Here is a 26,283-nt window from a genome sequence, read left to right on the forward strand (position 1 = left end):
CATAGAATTCTGACACCCCCTCTGCATTCTCTAGGCATCACCACCCCATGACAGGAGTGACCTCGAAGAGAGGCGGCAAGAGTCGTCATATGGTGTGCCCCGCTCCCGAAGGAGTAAGCCAGATATCGCGTTGAATACTCGCTGAGAAGTTAAGCCAGTCACCGATGCACCGCGCGTAAGGAGGCAATATGTCGCTTGATCCCGAAGGCCAGAAACGCCGTGAGTTCATGCGAGACTCACTGACTGTCATTCCTGCCGTCACCTTGGCCCCAAGCCTGCTGTTCAGCCAGACGTCGGATGCGGCGACCCCACCTCTTCATCAGTACGCTCCCGCGTTTTTCAACGCGGAAGAATGGGAATTCATTCTCGCCGCCACCGATCGCCTGATACCTGAAGATGAACATGGTGCCGGGGCCTTGACGGCCAACGTCCCAGTCTTCATCGACAAGGAGTTGAGTGGAGACTACGGGCAGGCGAGCGACTGGTACATGCAAGGCCCCTTTCACCCGAACGCCGATCCCGTCTTTGGGTATCAGCTCCCCCACACACCTGCAGAACTCTATCGCTTGGGGATTCAAGGCGCTCGTCATCATGCCAAGCAACAAACGGGACAGGAATTCACTGACCTTTCATCAGAGCAACAAGATGCGCTGCTAACCGACCTGGAAAACGGACGAGCTGATTTCAAAGCCGTGGGGATACCTGACCTCCCTTCCGCCACCTTCTTTGCTTTTCTCTTGCAGAACACACGCGAAGGGTATCTCTCCGATCCCATGTATGGCGGAAACCGGGACATGGTGGGCTGGAAGATGCTTGGCTTCACCGGCGCTCGCGCCAGCTTCCGCGAGTGGGTCACACAACATGATGTGCCCTATCCGCTCGGTCCAGTCAGCCTTGCCGGAAAGCGCGGCTGATCAGCACCGCTCAAATTATTCAGCCAATCTCCCACTGGACAACGGGTAACAGGAGCAACGGATGCCCCAATACAGAAATTGGCCAGTACGCCTCGCACTCCTGGCGGCTGCCGTGAGTGCCGCAGGTGTGGCAATGGCCGTTTTCGGTGACAGCCCTACACATAGTCAGTCCTCAATCAGTACGGATAGTACGGCCAATCCCCAACTGATCAAGCGCGGCGCCTACCTGGCCCGAGCAGCAGATTGCATGGCATGCCACACCCGTGAGGGCGCGAGTCAAGAGTATGCAGGGGGACGCCCCATCGAGAGCCCCTTCGGTACCATCTACGCCACCAATATCACGCCAGCGCCCAAGGCAGGGATCGGGGAATATCGTGAGCAGGATTTCGCCGCTGCTCTGCGACAAGGGATACGTGCAGATGGCAGTTATCTGTACCCGGCAATGCCGTACCCGTCTTATGCCAGCCTGAGTGACGACGATATCAAGGCACTGTATGCCTATTTCATGGAGGGAGTCGCCCCTGTCACCGAGCCCGCACCGAAGACCTCTCTCAGCTTCCCATTCAATCAGCGCTGGGCGATTCGGTTCTGGAACTGGCTGTTCGTCGATGAGGTATCGAATACTTCTTCCGCCAACCTTTCCAGTGATCTCTCTGGTGATCGACAGCAACTGTTGGAGCGTGGACGCTATCTGGTGCAAGGCGCGGGACATTGCGGCAGTTGTCATACGCCCCGCGGCCTGTTCATGCAGGAAAAAGCGCTCAACGACCAGGACGGCGACGAGTACCTGGCTGGAACTGAGCTGAACGAGTGGCAGGTACCTTCTCTGCGTGGGGGCGACGCATCAGGATTACGCGATTGGTCGGAAGACGATGTCATCGATTATCTGGCCACTGGACGCAATCGCCACGCCGCGACTGGCGGCGAAATGACCTCTGTCATTCAGCACAGCACGTCTCACCTCACTGATGCGGACTTATCGTCCATCGCGGCCTATCTGACGACTCTGGGCGCCACGGACAAGCAACATGCCTCGTCCGCCCCCGCATCGACGCCACCTTCCCACACAGCACCGGATGCCACGACACGGCAACTGACGAGCGCGACTTCCCTGGACGAGGGGGCTCGTCTGTATCTGGACAACTGCAATGCTTGTCATTTCGCCAATGGCAGAGGGGCAGATAGCGTCTTCCCCCCGCTTTCCGGTAACACCCAGGTCAACGCTGACAATCCGACAGCCCTGATCAGTACCATTCTGTATGGCGCACAGTTGCCGTCGACGCCAAAACGCCCAGAACGCTTGCAAATGCCGGGCTTTGATTGGCGCTTGAGCAACGAGGAAGCCGCCAGCCTGGCAAGCTTTGTCCGACAGAGCTGGAGCAATGACGCCTCCAGGGTGACTCCTGAGCAGGTGGCGGAAGTGAGGCAGGCACACGGGCCTGTCAATCATGCGCAACAAGGCCGACCAGACTCCCTAGGCCACGCGCCCGAAGGCGCCACGTCCACTCCTCTGTCGAACTGAAAGGAATCACGACATGACCGTTACACAACCAGACGTCGATGTCGTCATCATCGGTCTTGGCTGGACCGGGTCCATCATGGGCCTGGAAATGACGAGCGCTGGATTGAACGTGCTGGCGCTTGAGCGCGGGGAAGATCGTAGCAAAGAAGACTTCCTGTATCCCAAGCCTGCCGATGAGCTCAAGTACGGCGTACGCCTCAAGATGATGCAGCGCCCACGTCAGAGCACTGTCACGATACGACGCAATCGCCAGGAACAGGCCGTTCCCCAACGTCATTGGACAACCTTCCATCCCGGTGATGGCGTGGGCGGCGCGGGTTCGCATTGGACTGGCGTGCTATATCGCGCCACACCAAACGAACTGGCACTCAAGAGCTTTGCCGATCGCACCTTTTCTCCCGGATTTCTGCCTGAGGACATGACCATCCAGGACTATGGCGTCAGCTACGACGAGCTGGAACCTCACTATGACTTCTTCGAAAAGGTCGCAGGCTTATCCGGTCAGGCTGGCAATATCCAAGGGGAAATGATTGAAGGGGGGAACCCCTTCGAAGGGCCGCGCAAGAACCCGTTCCCGCTCCCTCCCTTGCCGAGAACCCTGACGGACACCTTGTTCACCAAGGCGACCAAGGCACTGGGCTGGCACCCTTATCCCTACCCTTCTGCCAATGTGTCAGGCGCCTGGACCAACCCCTATGGCATGCAATTGGGTCCCTGCAACTTTTGCGGCTTTTGCAGCAACTACGGATGCCTCAACTATTCCAAGGCATCCCCACAGACCTGCACACTTGATGCACTCAAGCAACGCGAGAACTTCGCGTATCGGACGGGCTGTGAAGTCACACGTATCGTGAAGCGCAAGGAAGACGATACGGTCAAAGGGGTCATCTATCGCGATGCTGATGGCAATGAGGTCTTTCAGCCCGCGGGCATGGTCATTCTTGCCTCATTCCCCCTGTCCAATGTCCGCTTGCTGCTGCTATCCGAGATTGGAAAACCCTATGACCCGGAAAGCAACACCGGGGTGGTGGGGCGCAACTTCTCCTACCAGATCACGGGCTCCATGGATCTTTACTTCAAGGATCATCAATTCAACCCCTTCATCTCAGCTGGAGGAAGTGGACAGGTCATTGATGACTTCAGCCCCGATACCTTCGATACCGAGCAACACGGTTTCATTGGAGGCTCCTACATCTATACCACCCAAGGTCCGGGAGGCGCTATCGGTGCACTGCGCACGCCTCCGGGAACGCCGCAGTGGGGCAGTGAATGGAAAAAGCAGGTACGCGAGCACTACGGACATCACATGATGCTGGGCACTACCGGAACGAACATGTCCTATCGAGACGTCTACCTGGATCTGGACCCCACGTACAAGGATCCGCATGGTGATCCCTTGCTGCGCATGACCTATGACTGGAAAGATAACGACCTACGAATGACGGAATTCATGGCAGAGCGGATGCGTGAAATCGTCGCCCAGTTGCAACCTGACTACCATACCGAGAGCGTCAAACAGCGGGGTGACCACTTCGATCCCTCAAGTTATCAGTCAACGCATCTGACCGGTGGTGCCATCATGGGGACAGATCCAAAGACATCCGTCCTCAATCGATATCTACAGCATTGGGATGCGCACAATCTCTTCGTCATGGGGGCCAGTGCCTTCCCACAGAATATGCAACACAACCCCACGGGAACGGTCGCAGCCCTCACCTATTGGTCGGCACAGCATATTCGAGAACGCTATCTTGATAATCCGGGGCCTCTGATGTCACGCAGTTGACTGCCCCACGCCACGACACCCCATACCCTGTGTCCGACGAGATGTTCCAACCTCATCGTGACATGTCACTCGATCCCACTACGCCTGGTGCTTTTTCAGGGTCAGATTGCCCAGGCGTAGGAAAACGACAAGCTTCCTTTCCATGACATCCTCGACGCCCTCCAGCGCTGCCGAGGAAGGTGTCACACGCCTGAGGGCCCCCCCCTGGAAGCGTTAATACCCCAATAGGGCTACGTATCTCGCACAGCAACTTCCACAGCGGGTTTCGTGCAGACGGCTCACTCTCGTATCACTTGTCTAAGGCTACCTGTGTAACAGCATCGGGATCACCAAACCGAGCGGTGATCCAGTCAATCAACGCCTGCTTGGCCGGAGAAGGTTCGGTGGGATTGACCTCGATCAATGCGTACCCGTGGCGTGTGTCATGACAAAAGTCACGAAGCGCCACCAGACGCCCAGAGGATAGGGCCTCATCACATAACCCATCCCATCCCAACGCCATGCCTTGCCCCGCAGCTGCAGCTTGCAACAGAAGTGGGTAGTTGTTCATGACCAGCTCACGCTGCCCGGAGACATGGCCGATCCCATGGGCCATGAAATACGCTGGCCAATCCATCCAGACCTGTCCGTGTGCGGCCGTCAAGGTCAGCAGCGGAAGCTGGCATAGCTGCTCAGGTTGCTCAATGGGCCCATGGCGCGCCAGAAAGTCAGGGCTACAGATGGGAAAGACCCGCTCGCGCAATAGCCGAGGCCGTCGGTCCTCTTCACCGCAGAATAACAGCGCAACGTCGATCTCCTGCATCGAATGATCGAGCACGCCCTGATTGGTCATGCAGTGAACGTCAATGCCCGGATTGAGCCGTCGGAACTCGGGCAGATTTGGCATCAGCCACGCACTGGCAAAGGCGAAATCGGTCAAGATATTGAGAGCCGGGGACGTCGTCAGTTGCTGAATGTCACTGATGCTTCTCTCGATGACAGCAAACCCCTCCTGCACGCTCTGGAACAGCTGCTCACCTGCTTTCGTCAAGCGAACCCCACGATGCACTCGTTTGAAGAGCGCCACCCCCAACGCATCTTCGAGCGCTCGAATCTGCTGACTGACGGCAGATTGGGTTGAGCGCAATTCCTGAGCAGCGTGCGTGAAAGCATGATGACGTGCAGCCACCTCGAACACACGCAACAGGTTGGGTGACACATGACGACCGATGTTTGCCATAAGTTCAGGTAATACCCTCTGATTAACAATGGGCCAGTTTACAGATTCATGCCGCTCATGGAGACTCGCGACTTGCATAATATCTTGTGATGACCCGGTCCTCTCAGAGGACGTCGTTTCGCCATATTCCATAATCAAATGTAATGCATAGAGCCTATGACTCGTTTAGCCCCTCATTTCCTGCATCACATCCGATTACGGCCTGCTACAGCGCTGCCTCCCCCCATGCCTGGGTAGCGACGTCGTCTCCAGTTTGCCTGCACCATCAGGCCTTGAGGCATGCCGCCTGCGAGTGCACGTATTCCCGCCAGATCCCTATTGCAAGCAGCGCCCCATGCCTGGTCTGCCCTTTCCGGCTGACACGGCAACTCTAAAATAATTGTCGCATCGACTCCCTCCCCATTATCGCAGGAGCTTGAGATTGAGCATGACACCAAAGGATGTAGCGCATCTTGCGACGCATGATGCATCTCAAACGGATTCAAGCAATCATCTCAACCACGCGGTCTTTCGCTATTCACTGATTGCCATCGTACTGCTTGTGGCGTATGCCATGGGCTTCACGGAGCAGGCCACCGCCTTCTTCGGGTATTGCCTCGACTGGATAGGCAATACCTTCGGCTGGTATTACATGCTGGCCGTCACACTTTATGTCATCTTCGTGGCCGGGATTGGCATGTCACGTTTCGGGCGCATACGGCTGGGGCCTGACCACTCGCGCCCGGAGTTCTCGACACTCTCCTGGGCAGCCATGCTGTTCGCCGCAGGTATCGGCGGCGCGATCCTCTTTTTCGTGGTATCCGAGCCACTGTCGCACTTTCTGACACCGCCAGGTGGCTCAGGGACGACAGAAGAGACGCAACGTCGTGCCATCGTGCAGACCTTCATGCACTGGGGGATTTCCGGCTGGGGAGTCTTCGTGGTGATGGGAATGGCGCTGGCCTACTTCAGCTATCGTCATCGGCTGCCATTGGCAATTCGCTCGACCCTCTTCCCACTGCTCGGCAAGCGAATCTATGGCCCCATTGGCAATGCAGTAGACATCACGGGGGTTTTGGCGACGGTATTCGGGATCGCCACTGCACTCGGGATCGGCGTGATGCAGATGAACTACGGGCTGAACTATCTATTCGGTATCGGCGAGGGGCTGGTCCCCCAGATTCTGATCATCATCATGGTCATCGTACTGGGCACAATGTCTGTGATAACCGGTGTCGAGAAAGGCATTCGCCGCCTGTCAGAACTGAATCTGCTATTGGTCGGCGGGCTGGTGCTGTTCGTGTTACTCCAGGGGCCCACGCTACACCTGCTCAATGCACTGGTCACCAATGTTGGGGACTATGCCACCGCCTATCTGGGGTTGAGCTTCGAAACCTATGCCTACGCCCCCGACAAGCAGTCCTGGTTCAACAGCTGGACCGTCTTCTTCTGGGGATTCTGGATTTCCTGGGCCCCGTTCGTGGGTCTGTTCCTGGCGCGAATTTCTCGCGGTCGTACCATTCGCCAGTTCGTGGCTGGCGCCCTTTTCATTCCGTTGTCCTTCGTCATGATCATGATGAGTGTCTTCGGCAACTCCGCCATCGAATTGGTGCAATCCGGTGCTGTGGAGTTGGGGGAGCAGGCGCTCAACACGCCTCAGACCAGCATCTACACCTTCCTTGAGCAATTGCCCGGTGTCGGTTTTACCGCGAGCCTGCTGACACTGCTAAGTATCGTGTTTTTCGTGACATCGGCGGATTCCGGAGCACTCGTGCTCGCCAATTTCACCTACGTGCTGCGTGACGTGAATCACGATGCTCCCATTCGACTGCGCATCTTGTGGTCCGTCCTCATTGGAGTGATCACTATCGCGCTGCTGATGGCAGGCGGGCTCAAGACCCTGCAAAGCGTTGCCGTGATCACGGCGCTTCCCTTTTCTTTCGTCATCCTCTTGGTGATGATCAGTATGTATCGCGCGCTGAACATTGAAAGTGAGAAAGCCGAGGCCCGCCAGCTGGTCTCTGTCATCAGTGGCGAAGGGGGGGATTGGCGTGAGCGGCTCACCCGTACCCTTGATGGCTCGACGCGACATGGGGCTGACAGTCTACTCAAGCATTCCGTGCGTCCAGCCCTGCAACTGCTCGCTAGCGAACTGCAGGCACATGGCCACCAAGCCTCGGTCACGGACCGCGACAGTGAAGAGGTCGAGGGCGGGTGCCCAACCCTGCAGGTTGATTTTCCCGGCGCCCCCAGCTTCCTGTATCAGGTGCATCCATGCCGCATGCGTACCCCGAGCTTCCTGCCCGCAGATGACGACTACTATCTACGGCTGGATGTGCATCTCGCCGAAGGGGGGATCGGCCAGGACCTCAATGGCTTCACACGTACGCAGGTCATTCATGACGTCCTGAATGAATATCAGCGTCATCTGCAATTCCTCAGTCAGGTCGATAAAACCCTCGATCTGGCCAACATCCCGAGCGGGCATATGATGAGTGAGCCAATGGAGGATATCCCCTCTGGCTCGCACGAGACACCACCTACCGCTTCCTCGGTAACGGGGGCGTAACCAAGCGGGGGCGTAACCAAGATGCGTAGACGCCTTCAGCGGTAAGGCCCCCATGCAAACGCCGCCGGCACCCTGAGCAGGGCGTCGGCGGCGTTTGCGTTTCCCGGAACATAGCAATCAGCTCTCTATGCCTTCAGGCATCGATGCCGTTCTCAACGGGAGATCGAGCTCGACACGATCCTCGAGAGAGACTGAATCGTACAGCGCGAGACACGCCGATGACGCATGTCCCGACATTATCGGGAGACATCGTCACATAACAGCTCCTTGAAAGAGGCTGGTGAGACTGGCGGGCCAAGATAGAAGCCTTGTACCTGGTCACAGGATAGGCTGGAGACCCTCTCGAGCTGCTCGGTCGTTTCCACACCGCCGACTGTCACATTGAGAGACAGGGCATGCCCCATTCTGATGATCGCATCCACGACCGCCTCATGACGCTCGGAATGATCGAGGTACATGAGAAAGCTGCGATCAATCTTGATGCCATCGAATGGATAGCTTTGCAGGTACCCCAGCGAGGAGTAATCCGTCCCGAAATTATCCATTGAGAGCCGTACCCCGAGAGCTTTGAGATCGCTCATCGTCGTCAGGATCGCCTCGGAATCCTCCCGCATGATGTTCTCGGTGATTTCCAGCTCCAGACGTTCAGCAGACAAGCCAGTTTCCTCAAGTACCCGTTGGATGCGCTGCACCAGATCATGACGCTGGAACTCGACCGGCGACAGATTGACTGACACCCAAAGCTTGTTGTCCCAACTCATGGCGTTCCAGCAGGCTTCTCGCAAGACCCAATCGCTGATCTCGAAGATCACGCCATTTTCTTCTGCCACAGGAATGAAGCAAGCCGGACTTAACACATCCCGAATAGGGTGATGCCAGCGTACCAACGCCTCTGCGCCGATGATGTCCTGAGTCATTGCATCGAAACGCGGCTGAAACTCAAGCCTCAACTCCTTGCGCGCGACAGCCTGGCACAAATCCATTTCCAGCTGACGTCGCTCCATGATGCGCTCGCTCATGGAAGGGTCGTAAATGCATGCCACATTTCTGCCCTGGGACTTGGCTTCATAAAGCGCAATATCCGCACCCCGCAACAGCGCATCATGAGTCAATGCATGATACGGCGCGGCGACGATACCAATGCTGGTCCCGACGTGAATCACGTGATTCTCGATCTGGATCGGTTGATTGATCTTGTCGATCAGACACTGGCCCAGTCGTGTTGCGTCCTGAGGCGTCTTGCACTGCGTGGCGACCACAATGAATTCATCTCCCCCGAGTCTTGCGACCATATCGCGATCCTCTATGCAGCCTTGGATCGCTTTCGCAATTTCACGGAGCACCTGATCCCCAACTGCGTGCCCGTAGGTATCATTGACTGGCTTGAACCGATCAAGATCAAGCGCCAGCACGAACAACGGCTGGTCACCGCTCACCTCGGTACGCAATCTCTCGTCAAGAAACCGATCGAGACGATGGCGGTTGGCGAGCCCGGTCAGCGGATCATGTTGACTGATGTGCTCGATCTGCGCCTTGGCTTCCATTTCACGCGTGATGTCACACACGGTCCCCTGGTACCCCTTGAGCTCTCCACCGGCACGAAATTCACAGGCAAAGACCTGGCAATACCGAGTGCGGCCCTCTCCATCCTGCAACTCACACGCGATTGGTTGACGTCCAGCGCCCGCACCGTGAGCCGCAATGTCGGCCAATATCGACGGATCGTAATGCAAGAGTTCTGACAAGGGCCTACCTAGCCACTCGGATGCCGTGAGCCCCGTCAACGGCTCAAATCGATCTGACAGGTAGGTCAAGACCTGCTGCGTATCGGACTGCCAGATCCAGTCAGACGAGATTTCTGACAAATTCTTGAAGCGACGCTCACTGAGCTTCAAGGCATGCTGTACCTCGACCACGGCCTGACTGGCATGATGCAAATGCTTGCGAAGCCATATCAACAGGAACACGACCAACGCTCCCACCATCCCCCAGAGAGGCAAGACGTTGATCAGAAGATGTCGGCCATAAGCCTCTTTCTGCCATTGCACGACAATATCCCCGACATCCTCAGTGGCGAGAATCACGTAGGGCTCTTCGATGTCCTTGGTCCCAGCAACACCAATACGCAGATCCGTCAGCCCGTAACGTTCCGAGATGGCAGCAAGTTTAGCCCCATCCAGAATGTCGACATACACAAGGTAGGAAAGCGTCTCGAACTGAGTGTAGGAACTGTCGGGACGAATAACGGCAGCGGACACGACCGCCGGCACACCGCCCACTGTCGTATATTCCGTGGCAACCTCATCCTCCCGTGAGCCCTCTCTGGCACTTTCCAGCAATCGTGGTACGTCACTCTCGACCCAATCCTCGAGATTGACATCTTGTAACTCACCTTTGAGGAGCGCATAGCGAGTACCACCTGCCGGTCCTACGATGAACACGCCATCCAATCCATAGGTGGGATACAGAGAGGGGCCAATGTTATCTCGGTCATACGCCCACTCATGGTCGACGGCACCATAGGTGTACTGATACGAATCAATCCAGAAGGCGTAATCATCCAAAGCAATGGCAATCTGTGTCTGACGATCCTCCAGGGCCAGCAAGACATCGGCTTTGTCATGTGCCAGCTGCTCTTCATCAATCGCCATACTGAGATATACCAGAGCGCCACCCGCCATGAAAAACAGGAAGACAGTGAGGTACATGAAAAGACGTGTAGCCAACCGAGAGGTGGCCGCATAACGAGCACTTTCATCAGGAGAGTCTGGTACGGGATATGAAGTCATGGTCATCCAGCGTGTGAAAGTCCTTGAAGGGTCGTACGCCATGCTCGATCACTGCCGACATTGTCATGCAGACTGAGTCACTGGCTAACGGCATTCATGGTGGATTCTTTAGCGACTCCTGATGACAGTGGCGGTCACGCCATGTGGCAGACGACACTCAACGAAGAAGAAACCATCCTATCGGCCTACGACGCCTAATTACGAAGTACGTCGCAAACGTTGATCATTGTGGGAAACCTCGTACAGGGTGAAGAGGTCTTACCTCAATGCACGAACAAGAGGATAAAGAAACTTGCCGTTTAAGTCTCAACGCTAAATATCCTGAGAAATAGGCATGCCAGTGTTTTCAGGTACCTTGACCAGCACGAACGGCCAATCCTCCCTTAATATGATTAAATCTCATTTTTATTTTCATGAAAGAACGCGCCAAGGCGGCACCTTGGGCGGGAGTACGACTACAAGGCCTACCGGATCCAATGATCTCCTACTGTTGTTTAGCGCTACCTGCTGACGAAAGACGCGATCGTTCGCGGGAGTGTTCATCATCACGCCGGGACTACCGAAGCCGGTAAGATCAAGGCGTGGTCGCGCAGCATCAATGGCCACCCCCCGTTGTCAGTCACTCATGCAGTGTCCCTACAGCGCAATGTGCCGTAAGCGTTCGGGCATCACCGCTTGCGAGTGATCACGCAGTATGCTGCCAATGATGGGGCAGAAGTTCGTGCACTTGGCTAGCCTTTTGGGTCGGCAGCCTTTCCAACACATTCTTCAGGTAGGTATAGGGCTCATGGCCGTTCAGCTTGGCACACTGAATGAGGCTCATGATGGTGGCAGCACGCTGGCCACTGCGCAGAGATCCGGCGAACAGCCAGTTTGAACGCCCCAGCGCCCAGGGGCGAATCAGATTCTCCACCCGGTTGTTATCGATCGGCAACGCGCCGTCATCCAGGTAGCGCGTCAACGCCGCCCAGCGCTTCAGGCTGTAATCCAACGCTTTCGCCGTCGCCGAACCATTCGGGACCTTCTCGCGATGCGCCAGCATCCAGCGATGTAGCGTATCGGCGATGGGCTTTGCTTTCGTCTCCCGCAGCCGTTGACGCTCTTCCGCACTGAGTGACTGTACCTCACGCTCCACCTGGTATAGCTGACCGATCAGTTCGATAGCCTGCCCGGCGATCTGGCTCTTGCCAGCGACGTGCAGATCGACAAATTTACGGCGGGCATGGGCCATGCAACCGATCTCGGTAACACCGTTGGCGAAGCTCTGCTTGTAGCCGCTGTAGTCGTCACAGACCAGCTTGCCCCGCCACTTCCCGAGGAAGTCGCGGGCATGTTGTCCGCCACGTCCCTCGCTGAAGTCGTAGATTACGGCCTTCAACCCGGCATACGGGGTGGTGGCGTAGGCCCAGAGATAGGCGCGGTGCGTCTTCTTCTTGCCAGGGGCCAGCATCGGTACCGGCGTTTCGTCGGCATGCAGCACCGGCTCGTTGAGCAACACTTCACGCAGTGCATCGATCAGCGGCTGAAGTCGCACCCCGCAGGTGCCGACCCACTCGGCCAGGGTGGAGCGGGGAATCGCTACGCCGGCGCGGGCGAAGATCTGCTCCTGGCGATAGAGTGGCAGGTGATCAGCATATTTGGCAATCAGCACCTGGGCCAGCAAGCCGGCGGTGGGGATGCCCTTGTCAATGATCTGCGTCGGCATCGGTGCCTGGGTCAGTGTCTCGCATTGGTCGCAGACCCACTTGCCACGGATATGCCGCTCGACGTGGAACACGCCCGGCGTGTAATCCAACTTCTCACTGATTTCCTCGCCGATCCGCCTCAGCTGACAACCACACCGGCAGTGATCATTCTCCGGATCATGATGAATCTCGGTGCGCGGTAGCTCGGGAGGTAAGGGCGTGCGCTTGGGCGTCTTCCTTGCCACTGGCGTGTCAGCAGTGAGGTGGAGCTCTTCCAGCTCGGTCTCGATGGCAGCAATGTCGGCGTCCACCCCTTCCTCCAGCAGGCTGATCTGCAGGACATTGAGCTGCTCGCTGCGCTTGCCGAAGGCGTGGCGCTTGAGCAATGCCATTTCATAGGTCAGCTTTTGATTGACCTGCTCGCTGTGGCGTAGCGCTTTCTCCTTTTCCTCCACCTGCGTCATCAGCGTTGCCGCCAAGTGGCGGAGCTGATCGGGAGAGAGTTGAGTCAGGTCGGGGGGCGTCGTCATTCCGCCAGTATGCCAGCCCGCCGAAGGCAGTGGGATTGGCGCATCAGCGAATAGCGGGCCGGGAGGTTCTGTGCCGTACCTGGCCTGGCGTGTCAGACGACAGAGATGACGCCGTCGGTGCCGAGACGCTGCCAGGGTAGGCCCTGCACCAGTGCCATGGCCTGCTCGGGGCAGAGCTCGACGCAATCACCATGCCGGTTGCCAGCCCAGTGGAACTTGCCCTGGTTCAGGCGCCTGGCGCACAGCCAGATGCCCAGACCATCGTGGACCAGCACCTTCATGCGGTTGCCACGCCGGTTGGCGAACAGATAAGCACAGTGCGGGCGAGCCGCGCCGAAGACCTTCACCACTCGGGCCAACGCAGTGTCCGGACCGGCCCGCATATCCAGGGGGGCGGTAGCCAGCCAGATTTCGTCGATGCGGATCATACGAGCAGCTCCCGAACCAGAGATCGACAGGTGTCGGCCTCCGAGGCAGGCCACTCGATGACCATCGGGCCGTTGGGGTGCGGGATGGTGAGGCGAATAGGGTCCGCCACCTGATGCTGGGGAGTGGCCGGTGACAACTCGCGAGTCATGGGCACCGGTACAAATGCCGGTATTTCTGGCACAGCCGTTTGCTGACGGGTGGTACGGATCCAATTGTGGACCAGGTTAGCATTCAGGCTGTGCTCCAACGCCACTCCGGCAACGGAGGCACCGGGTTGCTGACACGCTTCGACGATCCTGGCCTTGAAGGCGGCAGTGAAGCGGCGACGCTTGCGAGGAACTTCCAACACGCTTGATTCCATCATGATAAGTGTCCACTTATTAATAGGTGGACATCTAACGTGACGAAATTCAGGACTCTGCGGTAGATGGGATCACCGGTCGCTTACAATGTGCCAGCGCTCAGGATACATGACACGCACGCGACGAAATGGGCGGATCTTTAACTTGAACAGGTCTGCCATGCTCACACGATCGAACTCTATCAGCTCGTCTGCTGACTTCCCCTTGACCAGACTCTTGCACATTACCGACTCGCAACCGCCATGCTCGCCGTCTCTGCTGAGCAATGCGGTGGCTTACCCAGCATCTCGCTTGCGCAGCACCTAGATCAAGGCATCACTCACAAAGCCGGGATCGTTCATGATCCTGGGCACGCTGCTCATGCTATCTCCCTCCATTCAAATTCGGCCTTGGCCCCCTACCGACTGGCCAGCTCCCGTTCTCGAGCATGTCCGGTCAAACAGGCTCGCGGCAGTGCCCACCTCAAGGCTACGCCATCGTGATGCTGCCCGTTCGTATGACCTTCTTCATTGTGCTCACCTCACTCAGGCCTACCGAGCACTCATTACCGAAGTGATCTTCATGTCGCGATCGACAGAGCCATGCAACCAGGTAAGCGTGAATGCGTAGTGGCCGAAGTGGATATCACGCCACTCCCCGCTCTCTATGTTGGCCTCTCTAGCCTCACCCAGTGCCCTATCCTCCTTTAGCGTCTTATCCACCAGGGGATGATGGATCACGTGCGCCGTCAGTTTGCCAACTGACGACAACAGATCAGCGAATACAGCTCCCCGGACATGCCTTTTTATTCAGGCTATGACAGCCAATCCCTCTCCTCGCATCCCGGCCGATCGCCTGACGCTTGCGAATGACACAGCGTCTCATCCGTCGCGCCGGCCAATATCAGCAGGCTTCGATAGGACCTTCTTCAGGCGTCCAAAAATGACACCAACTCCAGCAATGGATCGCCCGACATGACTGTGGCGACGTAGTCTGTCTTTGACAAAATGGTCATATATCACCGTCGATTCAAATCGCATCAGGTCACGACCAGCAACTTAAATCATTAAAAATGGTTTAGACAACATCATCTCGTGACATAGGAGGTCTGGCACCACTATCGCCTAGTGAATTACCACTACGCTCTCAGTCAACATCGTATCTGTCCTGATAGAGCTCGAACGCTGCCCCATTAGAAGGATTAATCTTTTAAATACATCAACTTAGCCTCACGTCATGCTGAGTAAAGGGTACGCATATCCGAGAGTCGTTGACGCGCCTTCTCATGAAAATCTCTCTCCTACAGTCTGAAAATATCTGCCGCCTGCAGAATTAAAATATCTGTCTCCTGCGGACGGTAAACGTCAGGCCTCGACGTATTGCAGATCGACTTCCCAGATTCTTGAACTCTCGTAGAGTCGAAATGACTGACCACAACGTGTCAGCACCATGATCTGTTTCATGATTATCGACCCGAGGGACGCTCCAATGACTGACGCAACATCATTGCCTGACACTTCACCGGTTGATGGTACCCAACACCAGGGCGACGACCGCCAACTCAAACGTCGACACACCATCAATCAGTGTCTGATTCCGCTCTTGAATCAATATGCCGAGACGAAATCTCACTTCACCATTGTGGAATGTCGAGATGCGCTACTGACACACGCATCACTCAAGTCTCTCGACAAACACACTCTCTATCGTGCCATTACCAAGCGCTTGAAGCAGTGCATCGACAAGGGACTTGCCATTGAAGTCGGTATTCGAGGCAAGAAACGCAAGCTGTTTCAAATGCTCAGCGCACTAAAAATGCCGGTCGCCCCGGGGCTCGAGCTTGTCCATTCCACTACGATCACAGTAAAGGAGGCCGCCACTCACGATACGCCCATCGAGGCTCCTCAGGCTCCCACTCTGCCATTTACGGAGGAAGATCAGCGTGAGTTGGAGAAATTGATTGCTCAGAATCTCGTCACGCGACAAGAGATCGGTTACATGATCGAGTACCTCGACCTCTCCCTGCACCAAAAGCCACAATGGCGCGACGTGATACTTGCGGCGCGAAAGAGTGCCGAGGACATGGCGATGAAAGCGTGGGGACACTACATGGCCTTGAGCCAACTTCGTGAAGTGACAATGCCGGAGGGCGAGGCATGAGACACAGATCGCACAACCGTCTAGTGAAAAATGGCAAGACACCGCCTCTGCGGGACTGGCAAGCGCGCTGCATTGAAACCGCGCTTCAGGTGCTGAATGACGATAGCCCTCACTTTCTCTGCCAGGCCACACCGGGGGCCGGGAAGATGCTCATGTCAGCGATACTGGCCGAGGAGCTGATGCTCAATGGCAGTATCGACTTGATTCTCTATCTCGGCCCCACGAGCACCATCGTGCAACAGGCAAGGCAACAGTTCGAGCGCGTACTGGAGCGTCCTCTGCGCGGACAGGCCGGCGATGCAGGTACCTGCGTGACCTATCAAGCGCTTCACCACCGACTCGACACGCTGAAGCAACTTTGCCAGAGAGGGCGAGTACTGATGATCTGGGATGAAAGCCATCATGCCGCCAGTCAAACCAGTGCCGATGGCACTCATGTCACGGGACTCAATCAATGGGGTAACGCCCTGCTATCCCTTGAGCAATACGTTCGCTTCACTCTGGCGCTGTCGGGCACGCCATGGCGGACGGATGGAAGCTGTTTACCCTTGCTGCATTATCAGGCTCACGATGCGGCATCGTCATCCGGCGCTGCGCACACGCCTGACCGCCGCCTGGTTCCCGGATTCGTCTACTCCCTACGCGAAGCCATCGACGATCAGGTGTGCAGAATTCCGACGATGCATATGCTCGACAACCGAGAGATTCTGCTGCGCACGCATGCCACACCAGCTCAGCCTTCTAACACGAAGCGCTATACCAGTCTGCCTGCATTACTGAGACATCCGCAGGTGCCTTATGCGTCGTTGGTTCGCCATGACGGCCTCGTGACGCAGCTACTCCACCAGGCCACCGATCAATTGGCCTGGTGGCGCCGGGAAGACCCGACGGCGGCTGGCTTGGTGATTGCCGCCGATATCGTCCATGCCAGCGCTATCGCTGAACGGCTTGATCAGCAGGGACATACTACCTGCCTGGTCCATAGCCAGTTACCGGGAGCCCATGAGACGCTGGCCTGTTTTCAACAGACGAGCGCCCAATGGATCATCTCGGTCAACATGATCAGCGAAGGCGTTGATCTCCCACGTCTGCGGGTATGCTGTTACCTGAGCCACATCAAGACGGAACAGTACTTTCGCCAAGCCTTGGGTCGCATCATTCGTCGCCAGAACCACCTCGATGGACAGTGTGACCTCTTCATGTTGCAAGACCCCTTGTTGGAGCGCTATGCCCAACGCGTGCTGGAGGACCTCCCGGAGTCGCATTCACGAATTCAGTACTCAAGCTTCGCCGGTAGCGCGCCCAAGGCCCTCCCTCATGCACGACCATTGCGCCAAGGCGCTCCCCCTGAGCTCGAAACGCAGGACTATGCCCGACTGCCGCCTCATCGACGGCCTCCCGGCACACTGACCGATGCCATGATCACCAGGCTCGCGGCAGACACGCCAGGCCCCTACTCAGACCGCGACCTCATCGCAGAGATTCACTTCTCTCGAGAGTACCTCACCCATGTGATACGCCCGACATGATGTCTTGGGGGCGAGACGGTCCCTCGCTCCTTGCCTGCCCACCCACCGTGCCGGCCTCTCCCTGAGAGACCGGCACGGGACATGGTCCTGCCGCCATTCACATCGAGACAGCGAGTTGGCAGACGCACGTCGCTCTCTTCCATCACTCACCGCATCGCCAAGAGATGGGGGGTCATGTTGACAGGGCTGAAAGCGCTCACGGTACATGACGATATCCCGTCACATGTCGTGACAATAGACGTCAGGCTATCGCCAGTCCGAAGTTCTCCGTGCCCCTTTCAGGGCGCACTGAAGGCGCTGCTCGAGTTCCGTGCGCTGGTGCCTCCTCGCCATGTATATCCCATTGACCGACCACGACGTCGTTTCGAGCCAGATTCCCACCCGATTGGCACTGCGACAGAAGGATAACGATAACTCCTCCATCTTATATGGAGGTGGCTGCCTTGCATGACTCATACAACAAACCGCAAATAACGCAATAATAATACATGGCAAATCCAATTATATTATTTCCCTTTCCCCCTCATGGTGCGTTACGATACCACGGAATCTCACCTCCTCCGACAGGCCCTCAACAGCCGCTCCCACGCGGAAATTTCCGGACCGCCCCCGGGGTAGGCCGTCAGGTCAGGCCATCCTCACAACCTGTTGATGGCCATCAGGAAATCGGCATATTTTGCTGAATGACAAGGAACGCTGCCCCCTAGAATGGCTTACCATATGACAACAGAGTGCGACTTCTCATCTATTGCTCTACAGCAAGTGACTGATTTAATTAAGCACATAAAATAAGGGGGACTATGTTGCATGACCCGAAATCAGTGCCAGTAATCTCGGAAACTACGCACCGAAACGAACAACTTTCGGGGTTCACCTCCACTCCAGCGCACTGCAGGAAACAGGCAAGTCAGTTGACTGTCCCCTACAACGGCTCGAAGTGAGCATCACTGAATCCTTGTATCAATTCACCAAGACGCATCACGAGCCAGGTTCTCTGACTCCATCCACCCCCATAAGAAAAATGCATACCCTCCGATAACACTCACCCCCTACTTAGGTCCCATGCCTCGCTCCCATAATGGCCACGATATACAACCGTGCTAATGGAGAGATGCCTGCATGCCCCTGACCAATGCCCTGTCCGACGCGCTGCCGCTGACCCTGAGCGAGTCGCCGCTGTCACTGAACCTGATCACCGCCGAAGGCCTGGAGCCGGTCAGCCCGCTATGGCTGCGCGAGCGTACCCAGGATCCGGAGCAGCTCGATGAGGTGACCACTCAGCGCCTGTTCGATTCGCATGCCATCGACGTCAACCTCGAGCTGACCGCGGCGCGCCCGGTCGACGAGACGCACGTGGAATTCACTTTCAGTGACGGGCATTGCGAGGTGTATGACCTCACCATGCTGGCGCATGAACTGCAGGGCATCACGCCGTTCCCCAAGCCCGAGAGCTGGGATGCGAGCATCGATCAGCAGGCGCAGCGCGTCGACTGGGAGAAGATGGGCAACAATGAGGACTTCCAGAAGGCATTGAAGGCCTATCTGCGCTTTGGTTACCTCATCGTGCAGAACGTGCCGACCGACCCGGAGCGCATTCTGGAAGTGGCCGGTCACTTCGGCTATGTCAAGGACACCAACTTCGGCAGCTACTTCGAGGTGTACTCGCGTCCGACGGGCAATGACCTGGCCTACCGTAGCGTGGCGCTCGGGCCGCACACCGACAACCCGTACCGTGATCCGGTGCCGGGCATCCAGATGCTGCACTGCCTGGTCAACGAGACCACCGGCGGCCTGTCCACGCTGGTCGACAGCCTCAATGCACTCAAGCAGCTCAAGGCCGAGATGCCGGAAGGTTATGAACTGCTGCGCACCACGCCGGTCGGCTTCCGCTTCCTGGATGCCGGCACCGAGCTGACCACGCGTCGCTGCGTGATTCGCGAGAACTCCGATGGTGAGCCCATCGGCGTCAACTACAGCCCGCGCCTCGATCATTTGCCGCACATGTCGCTGGAAGACACTCGCCGCTACCATCAGGCCCGCCAGCGTCTGGGGCAGCTGTTCCAGGACCCGGCCAACGAGATTCGCTTCCAACTCGAATCCGGAGAGCTGATGATGTTCGACAATACCCGCGTGCTGCATGGCCGTACGGCGTTCGACACCAATGAAGGGCACCGCCACCTGCAGGGCTGCTACATGGATAGCGATGGCCCGCGTGAGCGCTTCGCCACGACCCTGATGCGTCAGCGTCAGCAGCAGGCACAACAAGAAAACCGTGAGGAAATGGCGTAATGGATCAGGTTTCATTCACCCAGATGAAGGACGGCACCGCAGAAGATTATGCATTGCTCGAGCGTCTTGAAGATCAGTTCAATGAAGGGCTGGTGGAGCGCCTCAAGCTTGCCCTGCGCAAGCTCGATGATGGCCTGAGCGGCTACAAGGTCAGCCGTCTGGAGCATTCCCTGCAGTCGGCGGCGCGCGCCGAAGCCGATGGTGCCGATGACGACCTGGTCGTCGCCACCCTGCTGCATGATCTCGGCGATGAGCTGGCGCCCTACAATCACTCGCAGCTGGCCGCCGCCATCATCCGCCCGTACGTGCGTGCCGAAGTGGCCTGGATCATCCATCACCACGGCCTGTTCCAGAAGTTCTACTACGGCCACTTCTACGGCGAGGACCGCAACGAGCGCGAGATCTACAAGGACCACCCCTGGTATCAGAAGTGCGTGGATTTCTGCGAGCGTTATGATCAGGCAGCCTTCGATCCCGACTACCCGACCCCGCCGCTGGAGCACTTCGAGCCGGCACTGCGTCGCGTCTTCGCGCGCAAGCCCTTCGACCCGGACGTGATTGGCGAAGAGCCGGCCGGCGGTTTCGACAGCCGCGTCTGAGCATGTGAAGGCAGGTGCGTGAGACGCGTCTGACTCTCTCTGCTCCTGCGCTACCTCGCTTGACCATTGCCCTCACTGGCTCGCCCAGTGGGGGCAATCTGGTTTGTGGGCGTTGCGTTGAGTGCGCCACATCAACAAGGGGTTGAACCTCGCCACTCAGCCTTCATCATCACTGACTAACGTCAGCGTCAATGAAGGCGGCGCCGATACGGCCGTCTTTCCCTCGCGGATCTTCCCCCTCCTCAACCCGACAGGCAGACGCATGGAACATCTCTTCATCTACGGTCCACTGGGCCCCGGCGGCCTCAATGAGCATGTCATCGCCAACATCGATGGCGAATGGCGCTCGGCCTACCTACGCGGCCGACTGGAAAACACCGATCACGGCGATGAGCACAACTTCCCGGGGCTGGTCGTCGACAACACGGGCCAGGTGATACGTGGCCACGTATTCTCCTCGGCGCAATTGCCCGAGCATTGGGATGCCCTCGATGACTTCGAAGGCCCCATCTATCAGCGCACCGTTACTACCGTCATTCTCGATGACAATCGTGAACTCGAGGCCCATGTCTACGCACTGCCCCAGTGAGACTCACGGCGCGACACGGAAAGCGATTGCTGATGGCTGATGGCTGTGGCATGTGCTGGATGGCGGCGCATGACTGCCCGCCGCCTTGCGCCCGGATGGCGTAACATTGCCCTTCGGCGATGCATGGCCAGTCAACGCCAGCGTCCTCATTCATGCATCACAAGGGAGATTCCTCATGCAGCTTGAAGGTTCCTGCCACTGCAAGGCCGTCACATTCCAGCTCGAATCGCCGCACCCCTATCCGTATCAGCGCTGCTATTGCTCGATCTGTCGCAAGACGGCGGGCAGCGGTGGCTACGCGATCAATCTGGCGGGCGATGCCAACACCCTGAAGGTAGAAGGCCGGGACAATCTCTCCATCTATCACGCGGGGACCGACGGGGTCGAAAGTCCGGCGGAACGACACTTCTGCAAGCGCTGCGGGAGCGCGCTGTGGCTTTACGATGCCCGCTGGCCGGAGCTGATTCATCCTCAGGCCGGGGCGATCGACACCCCGCTGCCCGTACCGCCGGAGCATGTCCACATCATGCTCGACAGCAAGGCCAACTGGGTGGAAGTCACGCACGAAGCACGTGATGCTCATCATGCCGAGTATCCCGAAGAGAGCATTGCCGCCTGGCATGCGCGGATTGCCGAGCGCGACACCGACTGATATCGGCGGCACGTCAACAGGGCCAGCCATATCATCGTTCAGGATCGGGCGCGACCTTGATCAGAGTCAGGTGCGACCTCACGGCTTGATCCACTGGGGTGAGCGTTGATGTCATTCGCTGCGTCGCGTATAAGTGCCGTCTATACAGGGCGGCGCTCCTGTTCGTATCCGGTAGTTGCTGGCTGATGCCTTCTCATGCCTCATTCAGGCAATCGCCCGAGCCATCAGCCAGGCAGGACAGTACGGAAGGAGCGCCGCGACAGCGCATCACAGTGAGGACTCTCGTGCCGGCCCGGAAGACAAGCACCCCAGCGCCGCTGGAAAGCGCAAGCCCTCTGGATGACCTGCCCTCCCTGCGCGGGCTGGTCGCCTTTGACGTGACGGTCCGCCTGGGGTCGATGACGGCCGCCGCCAGTGAGCTCGATACCACCCAGCCCACCATCTCCCAGCGCATCCGCGCGCTGGAGGAGCACCTGGGCCATCCGCTGTTCGATCGCCAGGGCGGCCGACTGATCCTCAACCACTACGGCGAGACCTTCCACGCCGAACTGGCAGGCGGGCTTGGCAAGGTATGCAGCGCCGTCACGGAAGCACGTCGCAAGGTGCACAAGCCGACCCCGCGTATCACCATCGCCGCGGGCGCCGGTTTCGCGCATGTCTGGCTGCGCCCGCGTCTGGAGCGGCTGGAGCAGGACTTTCCCGACTGCCACTTCACGCTGCTGCCGATCGATCGCGATGAAGACCCGCAGATGCAGCAGGCCGACATCGCGATCCGCTTCGGCCCGCCGTTGACGGGCGATCATCGCGATACGCTGGTGGTCGCGGAACGCGCCTTCCCGGTCTGCTCCCCGGACTACGCCCGACGTCATGGGCTCGAGAAGGGGCTGGACGCCGAGGCGCTGGCGCGCATCACCCTGCTGCATCTGGACATGCGCGATACCCGCTGGCTGGACTGGGCTACCTGGTGCCGCCACGCGGGGCTGCCGGTGCCGCGCCTCGACAAGGCCTTCCCCTACAACAACTTCCCGCTGACGCTCAATGCTGCCGTCAATCATCAGGGCGTCGCGCTGGGCTGGAGCCACGTCATCCAGGATCTGCTCGACAACGGCTCGCTGATCGCCCTGACGCCGCATATCTCGCGGGACCGCCACGGCTATCGCATGAGTGTCCGCCATCCCAACAGTGCCGTGATCCAACCCATCACCCGCTGGCTGACACGCGAATTCTCCGGCCTCGAGATTCCGGGACCTACCACAAGGCAGCCGTGAGCGGCCGCAAGCCCTCGATACGTCCGACGCGCGCCGCCGAGACAGACTTCTCCCCCGACGAACGACAGAGACTCCCATGCAGCATCTTTTCATCTACGGCACCCTCGGGCCGGGCGGCCCCAACGAACATGTCATGCTCGACATTGGCGGCAGCTGGACACCCGGCACCCTCAAGGGCCGGCTGGAGGCAGCTGGCTGGGGGGCTGAGATGGGCTTTCCGGGGCTGAGACTGGATGAGGCGGGCGACACCATCCGCGGTCACGTCTTCTCCTCCGACAACCTGGCCGATCACTGGCAGGCGCTGGATGATTTCGAAGGCAGCGAATACCTCCGCCAGCCGGCCACGATCACGCTGGAAGATGGCAGCACCCTGACGGCACAGGTCTATGCGCTGAGCCAGCCGTGAGCTGCTCCATGAACTGTTTCATGAACTGCTCCACAAGCTGATCAGTGCGCCGATACCTGAGCGTCGCTGTCTTAGCGCCGATGCCTGAGCATCGAGGCCTGAGCACTGATGCCTCGGCGCGCTAAAGCGACGCCTTCAGATACTCCAATACCCGTCTGGCGCGCGCCGAGAGCGGCCATTCCGCTCGCGTAAGCAGCCACAGGGTATCGACCACCTCCGTGCTGCCCTCAGGCGGTGGCACCACCCGGATGGCCTGATGATCAGTAAAGGCCTCACGGGCATGGCGCGGTACGACGCTGAAGCCCAGCCCGCGGGCGACCGGCTCCAGAATCAGGCTGATCTGGTTGGTGGAACCACTACGCGGCAATGAGCTGATGCCCGGATTGCCCGGGAAACGCCGACTCAACAGGCGCGAGGCCATGTCCTGACCATCCGGGTGATCGATGAAGCCCAGTGTCTCGAGATCCCCCCAGTCATGGATCTCGACTCCCGCCGGCACCACCAGCTCGAGGGGCTCACGCGCCCACTCCGTCACGCTCAGGCGCGGGTCATCAGGCTTGAGCGTGACGATCCCCAACTCGAAGCGATTCTCCAGTACGGCCTCCACCACCTCGCGCGTCGGCGCGAAGCGATGGTGGACATTGAGGCCCGGCGACTCCTGCTGAAGCGCCAGCAAGCGCGGATAGATCGCCAGGCCAATGCTGCCCGGCGTGATCAGCCGAATATCGCCATGACTGTCTTCATTGCCCGCCAGCCGCTGGGTCAGGCGCTGCTCGGCGGTTTCCATCTCACGCGCGAAATCCAGCAGAGCATGGCCGGCCGGCGTCAGTTCGATCTTGCGCGGATGACGGATCAACAGCGTGCCAAGCCGGGTTTCCAGCTGGCGCACATGCTGACTGACGGCGGCCTGGGTCAGATCGAGCCGCTCCGCAGTGCGCGTGAAGTTGCCGACACTCACCAGAGTACGAAAGGTGCGTAGCCATTGGGGTTGCAGCATTCAAGCTCCTGGGGGGTTGGAAGAATCAGGGGGGCAGCATCAGCAAGACTGCGACGGAGAGCCTCTACAGCCATAAGCAAGTCTTATCATTATCATAACAACTACGTGGTTTTCATTATTGCTCATGACGCCCAAGATGGCATCCAACGTCACGCAGGCAGTGACCGAGCCATTTCCTTCACGACTCACATATTGAGGTGACTCATGAGCAACGAAAAGAACACACCGTATCCGCGCACCTTCTCCCACATCGGCCTGTCCGTCGGTGATGTGGAAGCCGCGGTCAAGTTCTACACCGAAGTGCTGGGCTGGTACGTGGTGATGGAGCCGACCACCATCACCGAAGATGACTCCGCCATCGGCGTGATGTGCAGCGATGTCTTCGGCCCGGGCTGGGGCAGCTTCCGCATCGCCCACCTGTCCACCGGCGACCGTATCGGCGTCGAGATCTTCGAATTCCCGAACCACGAGACGCCGGAAAACAACTTCGAGTACTGGAAGACCGGCATCTTCCACTTCTGCGTCCAGGACCCGGACGTCGAAGGACTGGCCGAGCGCATCGTCGCCGCCGGCGGCAAGCAGCGCATGCCGGTACGCGAGTACTTCCCGGGTGAGAAGCCGTTCCGCATGGTCTACATGGAAGACCCGTTCGGCAACATCCTCGAGGTCTATAGCCACAGCTATGAGATGACCTACGCCGCCGGTGCCTACCAGAACTGAGCACGGCGCAGACGTCAGATACAGCAAGGCCCCGCCATGGCGGGGCCTTGCTGTATCTGACATACATGCTCGAGACATCTCGAAAGCAACCTCGAGAGCGACACACGATGATCTTTGTCGGGGCAGCTCAGCGAAAGCTGACCCGTCTGAACCTCAGTGAATGACGGGCATGCTGCGCACACGACGGTAAAGACTCTGGCTGGCGAGTTCCGGACTGAGCAAGGCAATCCGTGCCTTCTGCACCGCGAGCTCACGTTGCAGCAATGACCAAGTGCCGATGAACTCGGCACACTCACCACAGTGCACCAGGTAATCATCAGAGTGCTCATGATATTGGTAATCCATGCTCAGGCAGTTACATACCGGGCAGGACAGAACGGCGTTGGCTTTCTCATCCATGATTCGATTCCCTGGAGCCACACTGATTGAATTCATGGCAATGATCACACGCGTTCAGGTAATCATTACGGGTGTGAACATCCCTCATACTCTGCAAAACCCGCTGAACTCACACTATCCATGATGTGATATCTGTACAACTCACTCTTGTGGGCGGGAATTCTCGAAACGTTAACCAGTGGTAACGTGCTGGCGTGTTCAGCACGTTGATCTCATCGCGAATCGCGAAACACCATGACTGCGACAAACACCCCGATAGCAAATCACTTCTCCATGATTACACAGCGATACGCAAGACTACATTCGCTAACCGATGGCGAGCCGCCTTCAGACTCTCGAACCGTCAAGCGCGCTTGGTTTGCAGATTGTATCGCCAAACGGGCATGAAAAAACCCACCCTCGGGGGGGGGGGGTCTTGCGTGAATCCCTTCGGCTGTCACCGCCAGCAGATCATTTCATCTTGCGCGCCGAATCATCCTGCTCGATGCGGGTCAGTAACCTGTCAAAGACGCCAGTCGCCAACAGCACAAAGGTGACGGCCAAGCCAAGCCCCATCCAGATAGCGATATTGCTCATTGTCCCTTACCCCTGCTGTTTTCTTGGTTTTTTCAGCCCTTCTGCGACGCAATATGGCGTAAATTCAATGTTTGTACAACATTTGATCATGAAAATGTCGACCTCCGTCTGGCGCTGAAATTACCGGTGCCATTCCAGACCTCTGACCGGCGTCAACACTCTGCCAGCGGCCATGATTTGAGCAATCGCTCAACAACGGGTAGTCTTGCGCCATGAAGCATGAAGAAAACGGCGTGGGCTTGCCTGCACTGATTCCTTGGCGCTGAACCGTTGGTGTTGCCCCTCCCATGGCGCCACCCGTGCCTGCTACCTCGCTTCGCGCCCACTGCATGTCTG

21 protein-coding genes are annotated in these 26,283 nt (G+C 58.0%); 13 read left to right on the top strand and 8 right to left on the bottom strand.

What is annotated here, in order from left to right; all coding sequences use genetic code 11:
* The first annotated feature begins 188 nt into the window (after positions 1-188).
* The 3 genes from AC5WNI_RS10760 (at position 189) to AC5WNI_RS10770 (ending at position 4,222) form a co-directional block, all read left to right on the top strand.
* On the top strand, positions 189-914 hold the full coding sequence (locus AC5WNI_RS10760; RefSeq protein WP_404627476.1) for a gluconate 2-dehydrogenase subunit 3 family protein: 726 nt from the start codon (positions 189-191) through the stop codon (positions 912-914).
* Positions 915-975: 61 nt separating this feature from the next.
* Positions 976-2,436 (top strand): c-type cytochrome, encoded by a 1,461-nt coding sequence (locus tag AC5WNI_RS10765; RefSeq protein WP_404627474.1) that lies wholly within the window; start codon positions 976-978, stop codon positions 2,434-2,436.
* Positions 2,437-2,449: 13 nt separating this feature from the next.
* On the top strand, positions 2,450-4,222 hold the full coding sequence (locus tag AC5WNI_RS10770; RefSeq protein WP_495928447.1) for a GMC family oxidoreductase: 1,773 nt from the start codon (positions 2,450-2,452) through the stop codon (positions 4,220-4,222).
* A gap of 289 nt (positions 4,223-4,511) precedes the next feature.
* Here the strand turns inward: AC5WNI_RS10770 and AC5WNI_RS10775 are convergent, their stop codons facing one another.
* On the bottom strand, positions 4,512-5,441 hold the full coding sequence (locus AC5WNI_RS10775) for a LysR substrate-binding domain-containing protein (protein ID WP_279856089.1): 930 nt from the start codon (positions 5,439-5,441) through the stop codon (positions 4,512-4,514).
* A gap of 427 nt (positions 5,442-5,868) precedes the next feature.
* On the opposite strand from AC5WNI_RS10775, the gene betT reads away from it, so the two are divergent.
* Positions 5,869-7,989, top strand: coding sequence for a choline BCCT transporter BetT (gene betT / locus AC5WNI_RS10780; protein ID WP_495928448.1), 2,121 nt, complete (start codon positions 5,869-5,871; stop codon positions 7,987-7,989).
* Positions 7,990-8,225: 236 nt separating this feature from the next.
* On the opposite strand, the gene AC5WNI_RS10785 is transcribed toward betT, so the two are convergent.
* From AC5WNI_RS10785 to tnpA, 4 genes are all read right to left on the bottom strand, one after another.
* Positions 8,226-10,784, bottom strand: coding sequence for a bifunctional diguanylate cyclase/phosphodiesterase (locus tag AC5WNI_RS10785; RefSeq protein ID WP_495928449.1), 2,559 nt, complete (start codon positions 10,782-10,784; stop codon positions 8,226-8,228).
* Between the two features lie 679 nt (positions 10,785-11,463).
* Entirely contained in the window at positions 11,464-12,993 is a 1,530-nt protein-coding gene (tnpC, locus tag AC5WNI_RS10790) for an IS66 family transposase (RefSeq protein ID WP_479399325.1), read from the bottom strand.
* 92 nt (positions 12,994-13,085) lie between these two features.
* The gene (gene tnpB / locus AC5WNI_RS10795) at positions 13,086-13,421 is read right to left on the bottom strand and encodes an IS66 family insertion sequence element accessory protein TnpB (RefSeq protein WP_175090695.1); all 336 of its coding nucleotides are present in this window, start codon (positions 13,419-13,421) and stop codon (positions 13,086-13,088) included.
* Positions 13,418-13,771, bottom strand: a complete 354-nt coding sequence (gene tnpA, locus AC5WNI_RS10800; RefSeq protein ID WP_479399323.1) for an IS66-like element accessory protein TnpA — start codon at positions 13,769-13,771, stop codon at positions 13,418-13,420. The genes tnpB and tnpA overlap by 4 nt, the downstream gene beginning before the upstream one ends.
* A gap of 1,480 nt (positions 13,772-15,251) precedes the next feature.
* On the opposite strand from tnpA, the gene AC5WNI_RS10805 reads away from it, so the two are divergent.
* The 8 genes from AC5WNI_RS10805 to AC5WNI_RS10840 all read left to right on the top strand — a co-directional run bounded on the left by AC5WNI_RS10805 (position 15,252) and on the right by AC5WNI_RS10840 (position 23,255).
* Entirely contained in the window at positions 15,252-15,923 is a 672-nt protein-coding gene (locus AC5WNI_RS10805; protein ID WP_495928450.1) for a hypothetical protein, read from the top strand.
* Positions 15,920-17,452: a DEAD/DEAH box helicase gene (locus tag AC5WNI_RS10810; protein ID WP_495928451.1), complete on the top strand. Its 1,533-nt coding sequence runs from the start codon at positions 15,920-15,922 to the stop codon at positions 17,450-17,452. The genes AC5WNI_RS10805 and AC5WNI_RS10810 overlap by 4 nt, the downstream gene beginning before the upstream one ends.
* Positions 17,453-18,571: 1,119 nt before the next feature.
* Complete coding sequence (locus AC5WNI_RS10815) at positions 18,572-19,741, top strand: TauD/TfdA family dioxygenase (protein WP_495928452.1); 1,170 nt, start codon at positions 18,572-18,574, stop codon at positions 19,739-19,741.
* Positions 19,741-20,340, top strand: coding sequence for an HD domain-containing protein (locus AC5WNI_RS10820; protein WP_285461570.1), 600 nt, complete (start codon positions 19,741-19,743; stop codon positions 20,338-20,340). Before AC5WNI_RS10815 ends, AC5WNI_RS10820 begins: the two co-directional genes overlap by 1 nt.
* Positions 20,341-20,602: 262 nt before the next feature.
* A complete protein-coding gene (locus tag AC5WNI_RS10825) occupies positions 20,603-20,929 on the top strand; it encodes a gamma-glutamylcyclotransferase family protein (protein ID WP_175089526.1) in 327 nt (108 codons plus the stop codon).
* A 175-nt stretch (positions 20,930-21,104) separates the two neighbouring features.
* Positions 21,105-21,581, top strand: coding sequence for a GFA family protein (locus tag AC5WNI_RS10830; RefSeq protein WP_487886113.1), 477 nt, complete (start codon positions 21,105-21,107; stop codon positions 21,579-21,581).
* A 284-nt stretch (positions 21,582-21,865) separates the two neighbouring features.
* Entirely contained in the window at positions 21,866-22,849 is a 984-nt protein-coding gene (locus AC5WNI_RS10835) for a LysR substrate-binding domain-containing protein (protein ID WP_175089524.1), read from the top strand.
* A gap of 76 nt (positions 22,850-22,925) precedes the next feature.
* On the top strand, positions 22,926-23,255 hold the full coding sequence (locus tag AC5WNI_RS10840; RefSeq protein WP_153636169.1) for a gamma-glutamylcyclotransferase family protein: 330 nt from the start codon (positions 22,926-22,928) through the stop codon (positions 23,253-23,255).
* Positions 23,256-23,376: 121 nt separating this feature from the next.
* On the opposite strand, the gene AC5WNI_RS10845 is transcribed toward AC5WNI_RS10840, so the two are convergent.
* The gene (locus AC5WNI_RS10845) at positions 23,377-24,252 is read right to left on the bottom strand and encodes a LysR family transcriptional regulator (protein ID WP_175089523.1); all 876 of its coding nucleotides are present in this window, start codon (positions 24,250-24,252) and stop codon (positions 23,377-23,379) included.
* A gap of 204 nt (positions 24,253-24,456) precedes the next feature.
* Between AC5WNI_RS10845 and AC5WNI_RS10850 the strand changes: the two genes are divergently transcribed.
* On the top strand, positions 24,457-24,972 hold the full coding sequence (locus AC5WNI_RS10850; RefSeq protein ID WP_043333918.1) for a lactoylglutathione lyase family protein: 516 nt from the start codon (positions 24,457-24,459) through the stop codon (positions 24,970-24,972).
* Positions 24,973-25,125: 153 nt separating this feature from the next.
* Here the strand turns inward: AC5WNI_RS10850 and AC5WNI_RS10855 are convergent, their stop codons facing one another.
* The gene (locus tag AC5WNI_RS10855; RefSeq protein WP_175089522.1) at positions 25,126-25,371 is read right to left on the bottom strand and encodes a hypothetical protein; all 246 of its coding nucleotides are present in this window, start codon (positions 25,369-25,371) and stop codon (positions 25,126-25,128) included.
* 450 nt (positions 25,372-25,821) lie between these two features.
* Positions 25,822-25,947 carry a hypothetical protein gene (locus AC5WNI_RS10860; protein ID WP_267895301.1) on the bottom strand — a complete coding sequence of 42 codons (126 nt, stop codon included), beginning with the start codon at positions 25,945-25,947 and terminating at the stop codon, positions 25,822-25,824.
* Positions 25,948-26,283: the final 336 nt, after the last annotated feature.

It is taken from the genome of Cobetia sp. PDI-12MA (assembly GCF_059507695.1).

Bases quoted from the DNA above. Each gene is read 5' to 3' on its own strand.
- AC5WNI_RS10760 (WP_404627476.1), top strand. From the start codon at position 189: ATGTCGCTTGATCCCGAAGGCCAGAAACGCCGTGAGTTCATGCGAGAC.
- AC5WNI_RS10765 (WP_404627474.1), top strand. From the start codon at position 976: ATGCCCCAATACAGAAATTGGCCAGTACGCCTCGCACTCCTGGCGGCT.
- AC5WNI_RS10770 (WP_495928447.1), top strand. From the start codon at position 2,450: ATGACCGTTACACAACCAGACGTCGATGTCGTCATCATCGGTCTTGGC.
- AC5WNI_RS10775 (WP_279856089.1), bottom strand. From the start codon at position 5,441: ATGGCAAACATCGGTCGTCATGTGTCACCCAACCTGTTGCGTGTGTTC.
- betT (WP_495928448.1), top strand. From the start codon at position 5,869: ATGACACCAAAGGATGTAGCGCATCTTGCGACGCATGATGCATCTCAA.
- AC5WNI_RS10785 (WP_495928449.1), bottom strand. From the start codon at position 10,784: ATGACCATGACTTCATATCCCGTACCAGACTCTCCTGATGAAAGTGCT.
- tnpC (WP_479399325.1), bottom strand. From the start codon at position 12,993: ATGACGACGCCCCCCGACCTGACTCAACTCTCTCCCGATCAGCTCCGC.
- tnpB (WP_175090695.1), bottom strand. From the start codon at position 13,421: ATGATCCGCATCGACGAAATCTGGCTGGCTACCGCCCCCCTGGATATG.
- AC5WNI_RS10805 (WP_495928450.1), top strand. From the start codon at position 15,252: ATGACTGACGCAACATCATTGCCTGACACTTCACCGGTTGATGGTACC.
- AC5WNI_RS10810 (WP_495928451.1), top strand. From the start codon at position 15,920: ATGAGACACAGATCGCACAACCGTCTAGTGAAAAATGGCAAGACACCG.
- AC5WNI_RS10815 (WP_495928452.1), top strand. From the start codon at position 18,572: ATGCCCCTGACCAATGCCCTGTCCGACGCGCTGCCGCTGACCCTGAGC.
- AC5WNI_RS10820 (WP_285461570.1), top strand. From the start codon at position 19,741: ATGGATCAGGTTTCATTCACCCAGATGAAGGACGGCACCGCAGAAGAT.
- AC5WNI_RS10825 (WP_175089526.1), top strand. From the start codon at position 20,603: ATGGAACATCTCTTCATCTACGGTCCACTGGGCCCCGGCGGCCTCAAT.
- AC5WNI_RS10830 (WP_487886113.1), top strand. From the start codon at position 21,105: ATGCAGCTTGAAGGTTCCTGCCACTGCAAGGCCGTCACATTCCAGCTC.
- AC5WNI_RS10840 (WP_153636169.1), top strand. From the start codon at position 22,926: ATGCAGCATCTTTTCATCTACGGCACCCTCGGGCCGGGCGGCCCCAAC.
- AC5WNI_RS10845 (WP_175089523.1), bottom strand. From the start codon at position 24,252: ATGCTGCAACCCCAATGGCTACGCACCTTTCGTACTCTGGTGAGTGTC.
- AC5WNI_RS10850 (WP_043333918.1), top strand. From the start codon at position 24,457: ATGAGCAACGAAAAGAACACACCGTATCCGCGCACCTTCTCCCACATC.
- AC5WNI_RS10855 (WP_175089522.1), bottom strand. From the start codon at position 25,371: ATGGATGAGAAAGCCAACGCCGTTCTGTCCTGCCCGGTATGTAACTGC.
- AC5WNI_RS10860 (WP_267895301.1), bottom strand. From the start codon at position 25,947: ATGAGCAATATCGCTATCTGGATGGGGCTTGGCTTGGCCGTCACCTTT.